Origin of the sequence: Halanaerobium congolense, from assembly GCF_004366375.1 — a bacterium.
Taxonomy (GTDB): domain Bacteria; phylum Bacillota; class Halanaerobiia; order Halanaerobiales; family Halanaerobiaceae; genus Halanaerobium; species Halanaerobium congolense.
The window spans coordinates 18,047-30,500 of record NZ_SOEF01000034.1 but is presented as its reverse complement, the minus strand read 5'-3'; the positions used below and the strand labels follow the sequence as shown (position 1 = coordinate 30,500).

Sequence of the window (12,454 nt, the reverse complement as noted above, 5' to 3'; positions counted from 1 at the left end):
AAGGATAAGGTAGTGACTGAATATTCTGTAGATAGTATATGTTCTCAATAACTTAAATTTGACAATGCTTAAATATTTTTATGCAATGCTAGTGATAACACCCGCATTTAAATCTGCATCAATACTCATCTGTTTCCCGGGCATCGCGTCAAGGGTAAATCTAGCTGCTACCTCAGCAACTCTTTCTGCACCTTTGGTAATTACAACAAACTGAATAACAACTATAATTAAAAAGATTATTAACCCGACAACATAATTTCCACCAACAACAAAGTCACCAAAACTCATTATAATTTCTCCAGCATAACCCTGTCCCAAAATCAATCGGGTAGTCGAAATATTTAACCCCAATCTAAATAAAGTTGCAAATAAAAGCAGCGATGGAAATACCGAAAGATCAAGCGGTTCTGTTGTATAAATACTGACCAGGATAATTACCATTGCAAAAGTAATATTAGCAGCCAGCAGCATATCAAGCAGCATAGTTGGCAGAGGTATAATAAACATCACAATTATACTTACTACCATTAAAGCAAATACTACATCTGTATTTTTAGTTATTTTCGAAAAAACTAAACTGTTATCCACTAATTATTTACCTCCAAAACTTTCTTCAAAACTTTAAAACAAAATTTAATATTTCTTGTTTTCCTTAAATATCCTAGCTAAAATTTCGGCAACAGCCTGATAAAGCTCTACCGGAACTTGATCTCCAATTTCGGTCATCGAATTTAGAGAGCGAGCCAGTGGTTTATTCTCTACAATTTCAACCTCAGCCTCTCTTGCCTTTTCCTTTATCTTTTGGGCAACAAAGCCCTCACCCTTAGCAATAATCTCAGGTGCATCCATTTCATCTAAATCATATTTTAAGGCCACAGCAATATGAGTTGGGTTGGTGATTACAACATCTGCATCTTTAACAGAAGACATCATTCTGTTCATACTAATCTCCCGCTGACGCTGTTTACGCTGCTGGTTGATCATCGGGTCACCTTCCATCTCTTTTCTTTCCTGTTTAACCTCATATTTAGACATCTTAAGATCTTTATTGTGCTGCCAGCGCTGATAAAGAAGGTCAATGATCCCCAGAATTATCAGAGCCGCAATTATCGAAAAGGCAATCTGGCTAATTAGAGAACTTAAAACAACTATTGACTGTGTTAAATCCTGATGAATACTTCTTTCAAAAATATCAATATTCTGTGATAAAATATTATAGGCAATTGCAGCTATAACAAATAATTTAAAAAGTGATTTAAATAATTCCATCAATGATTTGAGTGAAAAAAGATTTTTGGCACCTTTAATCGGGTCTATTTTTTTGAAATCAGGCACTAACGGCTTACTGGTAAATAAGGGACCTATCTGCAAAAAATTAACTAAAACTCCTGCAGCTGCAGAAACAATCATTATGGGAGCGATGATCCTTACAGTTTTGCTAAAAGCAGCCATTAAAATATTATAGGCATTGTTAATACTGAAAGGAGAAATGATCAGTTCACTAAAATAAAATCTAAATTCTCTGATAACAGTAAAGATCATCTGCTGCATTAAAAAGTACAACATGAGAAAACTTGCCAGTAAGGTAAAAGCCTGGCTTATTTCTTTACCTTTAGCTACATTACCTTTTTCGCGGGCTTCTTTTTTCCGCCGAGGAGTAGCCTCCTCCGTTTTTTCTCCAGTTCCACCATCAGCCATAATTCCACCCCTTTCACTTTAGGGACTTAGCAATCGAAATAAATGAGGTATTTCGTTAATAACATCAAAAATAATTTCAGAATAAAAATTGTTTAAAACAGGTATCAAAACAAATAACAAGAGCAGCCCGGCTAAAATTTTAATCGGCAATCCAACAATAAAAAGATTCATCTGGGGGACTGAACGAGCTAAAAAAGCAAGTATTACATCGAGTAAAAATATTGCTCCGGCTATCGGCATTGCAACCTTCAGTGCTAAAAGAAACATATCAGCACTTCTCCGGAAAAAGTAAATCCAGATTTGAGAATTAAAATTAACCTCACCTGGAGGAATAATTTTAAAGGAATTATTCAAATGTTTGATTAAATAAAGGTGGCCGTCAACTGCTAAAAAAATTAGAGTCAAAAGTATATTTTTATACTGACCGATAACAGGAGAGTTAATACCGCTGAAAGGGTCAACTACGTTGGCAATTCTAAACCCCATCCGCATATCAATTATCTGTCCCCCCAGCTGAACTGCAGAAAAAACTAAAAAGACTGCAAGCCCCATAAATAGCCCTACACTTAATTCACTCATGATTTTTACTAAAACAAGTAGATTATTCGTAGGATAAATAGGTTGAAAAGAATTAATTACTACCGGCACTGTGATTACAGTTAAACTTAAAGCAACTAAAATTTTGGCCTGGAAGAAAATTACCTGGCTACTAAAAATAGGAGTTAAAAAGAAAATTCCTAAATAGCGGCTGAAAATAAGAGCAAATAAAAATATGTTTTCATTAATTAAAATATCTTCTGGCAAGAATTATCACCGGCCTAAATAAAGGGGAATATTCTGCAGTAGTTCCTGCACAAACTCAACAACTGTGGTCATTATCCAGGGACCAAAAAAGCCGATAGATGCTAAAACCGCAAATATTTTAGGCACAAAAGCTAAAGTCTGCTCCTGGATCTGAGTTGTAGCTTGAAAAATAGCCACTAAAAGACCAGTAATTAACCCAGCTCCTAAGACAGGCATAATTACCAAGATCACTGTATATAAAGATTCTCTACCTATATCTAGAACTACTGCTTCTCCCATTTTTTCCACCCCTGTAAATTAAATTTAATTAAAAGTTTCAACTAAAGATCCAATTAAAAGATGCCAGCCGTCTGCCAGTACAAATAATAAAATTTTAAAAGGAAGTGAAATAATAACTGGAGGCAGCATCATCATTCCCATTGACATTAAAATACTGGCAACTATCATATCGATCATCAAAAATGGTATATAGAGTAAAAATCCAATTTGAAAAGCAATTTTGATTTCATTAATTAAAAATGCAGGTATCAATACATATGTGGGCAGATCCTGCCGACTTTCCGGTCGGTCAATCTCAGCCATCTCAGCAAAAAGGCTGAGAGAGCGTTCATCTACCTGTTTAAACATAAAACTTCTGATTGGAGTTATTGTATTTTCATAAGCATTTTCCAGACTGATTTCTTCATTTAAATAAGGCTGAAGAGCATCCTGATTAATCCCCTGCAGCACCGGAGCCATTATAAAAATTGTTAAAAAGATTGCTATCCCAATCAGAACTTGATTTGGTGGCATATTATTTAATGATAGAGCTCTTTTTAAAATAGAAAAAACTATAATAATCCTGGTAAAAGATGTAAATAAGACTATAATTGCGGGAGCAAGTGAGAGTACTGTTAATAAAAGCAGTATTCTCAAAGATAAAACTAAATCTTCCCCTTCATTATTTTGAGCATCGTTATTTGAAATTTCAAAGGAAATATCAGGTATATTAAAATTCTGAGCAGAAACTGCTGCAGTGAAAATTGGACTAAAAATTAATAATATAATAAAAACAGTTAAAATTAAAGACTTATTCATCTTGATCACTGTCGGAATTCTGATTTTGCTTATTTTTTAGAGAATTTTTATTCTGATTAATTATTTTTTTTAACTTCTCTTTAAAATCAACTTTAGCTGCCTGATTTTCTTCCAACTCATTTAAATCAAAATCAATTTCTGAGACTGGCCAACTTTTCAAAAAATTCAACTCTTCCTTACTTCCACCAAGCATTACAATATCATTATAAACTTTGACTAAATAGATAGTCTCACCATTAAAAAGACGTAGACTATCAATTAATTTCAATTCTTTAGTTGAACTGAAGTTAAAACGCTTTTTTATAAAATAATAGGTGGCAAAAATAAAACCAATTACTAAAATCAAATAAAATGCCATCTTGAATGTTTCCCACATATAATTCATCTTTACACCACCAGGTTAAAGGGTTTTTAAACGTTCAGTCGGACTAACAATGTCTTTAACTCTAAAGCCAAAGTTTTCATCAATTACTACTACCTCACCTTTAGCAACCAATTTCCCATTAACTAAGAGATCTACCGGCTCTCCGGCAAGCTTATCAAGTTCAATAATCGAACCATCTCCTAATTCTAAAATATCTCTAATTTTCATTACAGTTTTACCAAGTCTTACAGTTACTTCTAAAGGAACATCTTTTATCAGTTCCATATTATTTGGTAGAGGCTGGGTTTCATATTCACTAAATTCCGGGAATTGAGCCGAATGAACATCGACCTTTTCTTCTGGAGAAATATTTCGCGAACTGGTTCGTCTCTGCTTGCCACCACTGTTAGCATCTGCTTTTACCTTGTTTTTGGAGGCAGATTCAGTTTTAGGGGCAGTTTTAGGGGCAGCCTTTTCTTTTGTCGGCTCAGATTCCGATTCCAGAGCAGATGTCGGCACAGCTTCTTCACTGTCATCAGTACTGTTATCCATTAAACCCGTTTGGCCGGTAAGTAAAGATTCAGCCAAATTCTTAACAAAATTATAAGAAGAAAGTTGTTTAAATGTACTATCAATTAAATCTCCAATCTTTAAATTAAATGAAGTTACAACTATTTCTTCTTTAGGATCAAACCAATCTCTTCCGTCTTCCATTACATCATCTAGATTAATAAATTCTGCTTCAGGAGGAGAAATATTGACTAACCTATCTAAAATATTGGACATTGCAGTAGAAGCAGCCCCCATCATCTGGTTCATTGCTTCTCCAACTGCACTAATTGAAATTTCATTTAACATTTCTCTTTCCAGTCCGTCCAGTCCATCTCCACCCATCATTAAATCTGCAATTACAGCTGCATCTTCAGTATTCAAAACAAGAATACTTAAGCCTTCAATTCCCTCGACATATTCAACCTTTACCAAAACACAGGGTCGATCATAATCCTCAATTAATTTCTGAAAAGACATTAATTCAACTTCAGGTGTTGTTATATCTACCTTTTGATCCAACAGTGTGGAGAGTGCTGTAGCAGAGGAACCCATTGCAATATTATTTACTTCTCCTATTACATCAATCTCATCAGGAGTTAATTCAAACGCTTTAGCTTCAGTTTCATTATTTTCATCATCCTGACCGTTCATTAGTGCATCTATTTCTTCCTGTGATAAAAAATTACCATCATTCGTCATTGACTCCACTCTCCTCAAATAAGTTTTCTGCTACTCCAACAATTTGTATTGCTTTATGACGGTTTTTACTTCCAACAACTGCCTGATATTTATGATTATTACCAATTTTGAGTTCAGCATTTTCTTCTACCTTTTTATCCAGTCTAATTACATCGCCCGGACGTAGATATAGAAAATCTTCTACTGTTAGCTGAGTACTTCCCAGTTCTGCTTCTACCTCAACTAAAGCATCATTTAAACGCTCTTTAAGTTGAGCAATATGTTCAGCTGTCTGCTTTTCTCTAGTACTTGAAAACCAGTACTGAGCATTTAAGTTTTTAACTATTGGTTCTAAAACAATATACGGTAAACAAATATTTATTAATCCTTCTGTATTTCCGATTTTAGCAGCCAAAGTGATAATAATTGTCATATCACTATCTGGTACAACCTGGATAAAATTCGGATTGGATTCTAATTCTAATAATTCAGGCTCCAGTTCTTCAATATTACTCCAGGCCTCTTTGAAATCAACCAAAAGCCAATTCATAACTCGGCGCAGTACAACTCTCTCAATATCAGTAAAAGAACGAATATCAGAAATCGGCTTACCAAAACCACCAAATAATCTATCTATAATTCCAAATCCTATTTCCGGATTAATTTCAAAAATAAACTGTCCGCTTAATGGTTCAAGTTTGTTAATGCTTATAATTGTTGGCTCAGGTAGTGAGTTAATAAACTCCGAATAAGCAAGCTGCTCAATTGAAACCACTTCAAAGTTGACCATACTTCTTAGTTTTGTAGAAAGAGTTGTGGTAAAAATTCGAGAAAGATTATCATGAATCATTTCCAAAGTCCGTATCTGCTCTTTTGAGAGCTTATCCGGTCGTTTAAAATCATATTCTTTTATCTTTTTTTCATCTGATTGCTCTTTAGCCTCTTCTACATCGATACTACCACTGCTTATTGCAGAAAGAAGTGAATCAATTTCATTTTGATTTAATACATCAGCCATCTTAATTCCTCCCTACTGCACAACCAGTTCTGTGAACCAAACGTTTGTTATTTTTCCTGAACGTAATATATCATTTACTTCAGATTTAATTATTTTTTTAATTGTTTGAGCATTAGCCTCTTTTAAAATACTTTCATTTTGAGAACGCAGAGTTGTAATAATTGCATCTCTAATCTGGGGCTTTCTTTTTTCTAATTCTTCAACTATCTTATCTTCTTCAATTTCAAAAACCAGACTTGCTCTAATAAAGTTTATGCGGCTGTTATTAGCTATATTAACCACAAAATCGCCTACTTGATAAGTAGAACGAATATCGTCAATATCAAAATCTTCTTCGCTATTATCAGCTACAGAAAAATAAGTAAAAAAAGTAAAACTTGCTACTCCGGTAATTATAACTACAAGTACAATTATTAATGTCAACATTTTATAATTTATATTTCGGCCATCTGCCATATCAGCTGCCTCCTTCATTGTACTGTGAATTTAAAACAACAACTTCAACCCTTCGGTTTTTAGCTCTTCCTTCTGCAGTATTATTATTTGCAACCGGTCGATATTCAGAATAGCCTGCCGCAGATAGTCTTGCTGGATTAAAATTTCTTTCTTCTATTAAAAATTTAATTACATTTACTGCTCTTGCAGTTGATAGTTCCCAGTTCGAGGGAAACTCATCTGTTCTAATCGGTAGGTCATCAGTATGCCCTTCGATCATAATATCATTTGGAATATCAATTAAAATATTCGAGATTATTGCTAAAACTTCTTTACCTTGTTCTCTAATATCTGCTTTACCTAACTCATAAAGTATTTCCCCGGTTAAACTAATAACCAGTCCTTTTCTCTTATTTTCTACATTTACCTTATCACCTAGATTATTGCTTTCAATATAGTTATCTAACTCCTGCATAATCTGCTGAATATTCTCCGGTGCTTGAGCAAAATCTTCACCAATATTTCCTGCATCAATGTTTACATCTGGGGTAATAGTCTGGCCTCCATCTAAAACTCCAAGCTGATTCTGCAAAGCCGAGATAAAGCCCCGAAATTTTTCTACATCCATCGAAGAAAAAGAGTAGAGAAGAACAAAAAATACTAAGAGCAAAGTCATCATATCTCCAAAAGTAGTCATCCAAGCAGGAGATCCACCACCATCATCTTCCTTTTTGTGTTTCTTGTTTTTAAGAGGCATTTTCCCTTATTCCCACCCCTCCACTTCCATTTATTCTAGCTTCAACTTCTTCTTTTTCCCCTTCAGAAAGGAAAGCATGAAGTTTCTCTTTAACAATTCTTGGGTTTTCGCCAGCCTGTATTGACAAAATCCCTTCAATCATAACTTCTTTAACATGAATTTCATGGTTACTCTGGGTTTCTAAATTTTTAGAAAGAGGAATAAAGATCCAATTTGCCAGTAGAGCCCCATATAAGGTTGTAATTAAAGCTACCGCCATCCCGGAACCAAGCTTAGTTGGATCATCAAGCTGACTTAACATCTGCACTAAACCGATTAAAGTCCCAATCATACCAAAGGCAGGTGCCAGCTGACCCATTGTCGCAAAAATACCTCTACCTTTTGTGTGTCGTTCCTGTAAAAAAGTTAATTTTGTTTCCAGTATATTTCTTACCAATTCAGGATCAGTACCATCAACAATCAACTGAATACCTTTCTGCAGAAATTCATCTTCCATTTCTGCTGCATCATCTTCTAAAGCCAAAAGTCCTTCTCTTCTTGCCTTTTCGGCAAAGTTAACAAGGCTTTCAATTATATGTTCTGATTCCATTTTGTCATCTTCAAATGATACTCTTAATAAATTAGGAATGTTTTTTAGATCATTGAAAGTATAACTGATCATTACACCGGCCAGGGTACCACCTAAAACTACCAGGGCAGACTGAAGACTTACAAAGATTATTACATTACCACCCAGTACTGCTACTGCACTAAATATTATTGCTCCTGCTGCTACACCAACAATTGTCGCTATATCCATTTAAGATCTCTCCCCTGTTCTAGTAATTCCGGCCATAACCCTCTGTCGATAATTTATTACCTTTGCAACTATATCATCTGCTGAATCTTTGACAAGCAGCTTCTTCCCATTGTTTAAGGTAATCACTGTATCCGGAGTTTCCTGAACTTCTAATATCTGTTCAGCATTTAATATAAATTTTTCCCCACTTGTCCTGGTCAATTTAATCATCATACACTTCCTTATTTAACATTCTTATTATTTCTCAGGCTGAAACCAAAAAAGATTTCAGCCTGAAAGTTTAATTTAAATTATCTTTTTAAATTAACTAATTCCTGCAGCATTTCATCTGAGGTTGTAATTAATTTTGAACTTGCCTGAAAACCTCTTTGAGCAGTGATCATATTTGTAAACTCCTGTGATAGGTTGGCATTAGACATTTCTAAGGTTGCTGGTGCTAAAGAACCAGCACCACCTTCCATAGGCATCCCAACATTTGCTACACCTGAGTTTGGAGATTCAACAAATAACCCATCTTTTCTAGTCAACCCCGATGGGTTTTCAAATTGTGCTAATGCAATACGGTCAACTACCTGAGTCAAGCCATTATCGTAAGAACCAATTACATCACCATTTTCAGCAAAAGAAAAGGATTCTAAGCTTCCCATAGCTACACCATCCATTTCACCAAACTTAATATCTGAACCTCCACCCAATTGAGTTAATTTTGTAAAATCCAAATTGATTGTAGCTGGTGCAGCACCATCTATTGAAGCGATAGATAAGCCTACTTCAGAACCACTATCTAATGCTCCATCTTGATAAAATGAAATAGTATGATCTCCAGTTGGTGATGTACCAACTAAAGTCTTATCTCCATCAATTTTTATACTATCTTCAACTACAGTCCACTGATTATCAGTAGTGCTTTTTTTAAATGCTATTTCTAAAGTATGAGAAACACCTTTAGAATCAATATAGTCTGAGCTGATTGTTTTAGTTTTACCATCCTCAGTCTCACTACTTAAATTACCTTCAATATCCATATAAGTTGTTGGTTCTGGTAATATAGTTTTATCTAACTGAATTTCACCACTCTCTCCCAGTACTTTTAAACCTGAAATACCAGAATATAAGTTACCCTGAGCATCAAAATTAAAATTACCTGCTCTAGTGTAATACTTTTGATCTCCATCCTGTAAAACAAAAAATCCATCCCCCTGGATTGCAACATCAGAGGTTTTCCCAGTTGACTGCAGATTTCCGGAAGACATATCATTATCTATACTTCCTAATCCCACACCAAGTCCTATCTGCTGTGGATTTGTTCCCGCTCTATTTTCAGAAGGTCTTGAAGCCCCTTTCAAAGTCTGACTTAACATTTCCTTAAAAGTAACACGACTGCTTTTAAAACCAATTGTATTTACATTTGCAATATTATTACCTGTTACATCCATCATCTGCTGGTGGGTATTCAATCCTGACACACCGGCATACATCGATCTTAACATATAATTTTTCCTCCTTCAGTATTTATCGGAGTCCTACTGTTATCGACAGCAGAACAGAGCTCCCTGAAAAAGGTCCAGCTCATATCCGATTTAAGCTAATTCTATAATTTTTAGCTTAAGTCTTTCAATTTTATATCCCATCATCTTTAATTAATATTTTAGAACATTATATAGATATCTTTATTTCATAAATACAGCACTATCTATATTAGTAAAAACATTATCATCCATACTTGCCTCATCTACAGCTGTAACTACAGTATTATTCTCTACACTAACTATATAGGCTACATCATTAACCATTACCAGTGAATCTCTTGCTCCTTTATCTCTAGCCTTTTCCACTCCTGTACTTAACTTATCGAGTTCTGTTTTGGAAACTGGAATAGCACGAGACTTAATTCTTTTTTGAGCATGTTTGGAAAAAGAAAGTTCATTTTTTCCATTCATCTTCTCCCCTAAAATATCTTTAAAAGAAGGAGAATTCGGATTTTTATTCTTTTGGGCAGCTTTATTCTGCTGCTCTGTTCTTTTTAGAGGCTGTATTGGTTGATTTATCTTTAATCTGTTATCCATTTAAAACACCTCTTTTTATAATTCTTCAGCTTCAATATTCTTAACCTGAGTAATATTGCTAATATCTATTTCAGAGCCAGTATCCAGCACTGCTAAGACTTTATCCTTAGAAGATTTTACAGCATTAACAATACCTTCTAATTTTACACCTTCTACGTTAGCAGTAATCTCTTTACCAATTAAGCTGCTATTATCAATTACCTGATTAGAACTTAATTTATCTTCCAGCAGTGAGTAAAGTTTTTCAGTTTTTTCTAGAGAAGTAAACTCAGCCATTTGAGAAATAAAATCACGATCTTCCATTGGATTTAAAGGATCTTGATTCTGCAGCTGGGTTATTAGAATCTTAAAAAAAGCATCCTGACCCAATCCATCATTCGCCTCAAGCGATTTTCTCTGAATTTCCTGCTGATACTGTGTGCTCTGCGTAGAACTTACATTATATATATCTGACATATAACTACCTCCTTTAGACAATCAAATTAAGCTTCCCTTTCGAAAAGGCAGCTCTATTGATTATTTCCTGCTGTCTCATAACTATATTTTCTCTATCTAAACTGCTGTTCCTTAATCCTCTTTCTACATAATATTGTCCCTGGAAAAACTGACGTTGTTCATATTCCTGATTCTGACCGGTCTCACCATCACTAAAAGCAGAGTTTTGATCATTTAAGTTAAAATCATTCTGCTGTTCAACCTGACGAGGTCCTGCCTTAGCAGTTTCAATTTTAAACTGTTCAATATTAATTCCCTGTTTAATCAGATCAGATTTTATTTCTTTCATACTGCTTTCTAATTGAGTCTGAACCAGCTTGTTTTCCACCAACATCCTGGCATCAATTTTACCTTCATTTAAATTAAGTCTAACCTCAATTTTACCAAGTGATTCAGGTTTTAGCTCAATATTCATTTCGTTTTTAGCAGCTGAAAACTCTCCTTTAAACTGCTGCACAAATTGCTCTTTTACCGGTAATTCACCTTTAAGTTGATTGTTATTCAAAGCAAAACTATTAGTCTTATCACCAGCATTGAGTTCAGTATTTAATGAAGAATCAGCTCCAGAAAAATTAAAATCAATAATCTTCTTTTCAGCAGCATTATCTCCTTTAGCAGTTTCTAAAACCACTTTAGAATTAAATTCTGAAACTTCTTTTTGCTCTGTTAAATTAAACAGCTTAGATTCCTGTTCAACTTTTGAATTATTATGGGTAGTATTTTTTTCAGCACTTTCCTGACGCAGAGTGTTATCAGCCAGATTTCTCTGCTCGAAATCAATCTTCTGACTCAATTTATTTTGATCAGAGTTAGTAAAATCAACATTCTTTTTTTCTGTTTTACCAGCAATTTCAGCTGCTGCAGTTTTTTCAGAAATTTGAATTTGCTCCCTGTTTTCTAAAGAAGCTAATTCATCAGTTTTCGGTTCTGCTTGGTTCTGAAACTTAAAGTAATCAGCAAATTTTTCTCCAAAAGCTTGATTATCAGACAATATATTTTTTTCTGTCTCAACTTCTTTTGGGAGGTTAAGTAGTGAAGCAAGCTGATCATTGTTAGCTAAATTAACTCCAGAGCTTGAAATCATGTTTTCTAAATCAGAAATTAATGTCTTTAAATTAGCAGTACTTAGCTGTGAAAATTCTAATTCAAATCCATCAGCTTTCGAAAGCAGATCACCTCCGGCAGCTTCTAAAAATTCAGCCTCTTTAAATTGGGAATTCAACTTCTGCCAATCAACATCACCTAAATTCAGCTGAGCTAACTGGGTAAATGCTTCTTCAGCAGTTTCCTGCAGCATTTTTCTAATATCTTTTCCAGAAGATGATTCATTCTTTTTTGAAAGGTCTTTTTCGGAGCCAACAGCTTTGTTTGATAACCTCTCAGAATCAGATGAACTTTTAATTTCTTTAGACTTTTCCTTGAAAGCAAAATTATCATCTCTTTTTTGAACTGCTTTCATTTTTTCAGCAAAAGAACTTTGAGAGTAGTTTTCATGACTCAGCTTTCTACTTTTTTTTGGCTCTGCCTGCTGTTGGAATTTGTACTGATTCAATGCAATTATTTGATTCAATTTCTCACCCCCTTTCAATGCTTATCTTTAACTTTTATTTATCTATTTCTATCTAATTTAAAATCTCATTTTTTTATTAGCTAGGAAATTATACCTAATGGTTTGTTGTGGATAATATTTATAGTTTCATAATTTCCGCTA

15 protein-coding genes and 1 pseudogene are annotated in these 12,454 nt (G+C 34.3%); all 16 read right to left on the bottom strand.

Annotated elements, in window-relative coordinates; translation table 11 throughout:
• Nucleotides 1-90: 90 nt before the first annotated feature.
• Nucleotides 91-528: pseudogene (locus tag C7954_RS11205) on the bottom strand (FHIPEP family type III secretion protein); the annotation flags it as partial.
• A 105-nt stretch (nt 529-633) separates the two neighbouring features.
• A complete protein-coding gene (gene flhB / locus C7954_RS11200; RefSeq protein WP_089716286.1) occupies nt 634-1,698 on the bottom strand; it encodes a flagellar biosynthesis protein FlhB in 1,065 nt (354 codons plus the stop codon).
• An 18-nt stretch (nt 1,699-1,716) separates the two neighbouring features.
• Nucleotides 1,717-2,502: a flagellar biosynthetic protein FliR gene (gene fliR, locus C7954_RS11195; RefSeq protein WP_089716287.1), complete on the bottom strand. Its 786-nt coding sequence runs from the start codon at nt 2,500-2,502 to the stop codon at nt 1,717-1,719.
• 6 nt (nt 2,503-2,508) lie between these two features.
• A complete protein-coding gene (gene fliQ / locus C7954_RS11190; RefSeq protein ID WP_089716288.1) occupies nt 2,509-2,781 on the bottom strand; it encodes a flagellar biosynthesis protein FliQ in 273 nt (90 codons plus the stop codon).
• A 24-nt stretch (nt 2,782-2,805) separates the two neighbouring features.
• Entirely contained in the window at nt 2,806-3,579 is a 774-nt protein-coding gene (gene fliP / locus C7954_RS11185; protein WP_089716289.1) for a flagellar type III secretion system pore protein FliP, read from the bottom strand.
• A complete protein-coding gene (locus C7954_RS11180; protein WP_089716290.1) occupies nt 3,572-3,964 on the bottom strand; it encodes a FliO/MopB family protein in 393 nt (130 codons plus the stop codon). Before C7954_RS11180 ends, fliP begins: the two co-directional genes overlap by 8 nt.
• 15 nt (nt 3,965-3,979) lie before the next feature.
• Nucleotides 3,980-5,194: a flagellar motor switch phosphatase FliY gene (gene fliY, locus C7954_RS11175; protein WP_133505466.1), complete on the bottom strand. Its 1,215-nt coding sequence runs from the start codon at nt 5,192-5,194 to the stop codon at nt 3,980-3,982.
• Complete coding sequence (gene fliM, locus C7954_RS11170; RefSeq protein WP_134060021.1) at nt 5,184-6,191, bottom strand: flagellar motor switch protein FliM; 1,008 nt, start codon at nt 6,189-6,191, stop codon at nt 5,184-5,186. The genes fliY and fliM overlap by 11 nt, the downstream gene beginning before the upstream one ends.
• Nucleotides 6,192-6,203: 12 nt before the next feature.
• Nucleotides 6,204-6,647: a flagellar basal body-associated FliL family protein gene (locus C7954_RS11165; RefSeq protein ID WP_089716293.1), complete on the bottom strand. Its 444-nt coding sequence runs from the start codon at nt 6,645-6,647 to the stop codon at nt 6,204-6,206.
• 1 nt (nt 6,648) lies between these two features.
• Complete coding sequence (locus tag C7954_RS11160) at nt 6,649-7,383, bottom strand: OmpA/MotB family protein (protein ID WP_089716294.1); 735 nt, start codon at nt 7,381-7,383, stop codon at nt 6,649-6,651.
• The gene (locus C7954_RS11155; RefSeq protein WP_089716295.1) at nt 7,373-8,182 is read right to left on the bottom strand and encodes a motility protein A; all 810 of its coding nucleotides are present in this window, start codon (nt 8,180-8,182) and stop codon (nt 7,373-7,375) included. The genes C7954_RS11160 and C7954_RS11155 overlap by 11 nt, the downstream gene beginning before the upstream one ends.
• Nucleotides 8,183-8,392, bottom strand: a complete 210-nt coding sequence (locus tag C7954_RS11150) for a flagellar FlbD family protein (RefSeq protein WP_089716296.1) — start codon at nt 8,390-8,392, stop codon at nt 8,183-8,185.
• 80 nt (nt 8,393-8,472) lie between these two features.
• A complete protein-coding gene (locus tag C7954_RS11145) occupies nt 8,473-9,672 on the bottom strand; it encodes a flagellar hook protein FlgE (protein ID WP_133505467.1) in 1,200 nt (399 codons plus the stop codon).
• A 180-nt stretch (nt 9,673-9,852) separates the two neighbouring features.
• Nucleotides 9,853-10,248 (bottom strand): TIGR02530 family flagellar biosynthesis protein, encoded by a 396-nt coding sequence (locus C7954_RS11140; RefSeq protein WP_133505468.1) that lies wholly within the window; start codon nt 10,246-10,248, stop codon nt 9,853-9,855.
• A gap of 15 nt (nt 10,249-10,263) precedes the next feature.
• Nucleotides 10,264-10,704, bottom strand: a complete 441-nt coding sequence (locus tag C7954_RS11135; protein WP_089716299.1) for a flagellar hook capping FlgD N-terminal domain-containing protein — start codon at nt 10,702-10,704, stop codon at nt 10,264-10,266.
• Between the two features lie 13 nt (nt 10,705-10,717).
• Nucleotides 10,718-12,313: a flagellar hook-length control protein FliK gene (locus C7954_RS11130; RefSeq protein ID WP_089716300.1), complete on the bottom strand. Its 1,596-nt coding sequence runs from the start codon at nt 12,311-12,313 to the stop codon at nt 10,718-10,720.
• Nucleotides 12,314-12,454 lie beyond the last annotated feature (141 nt).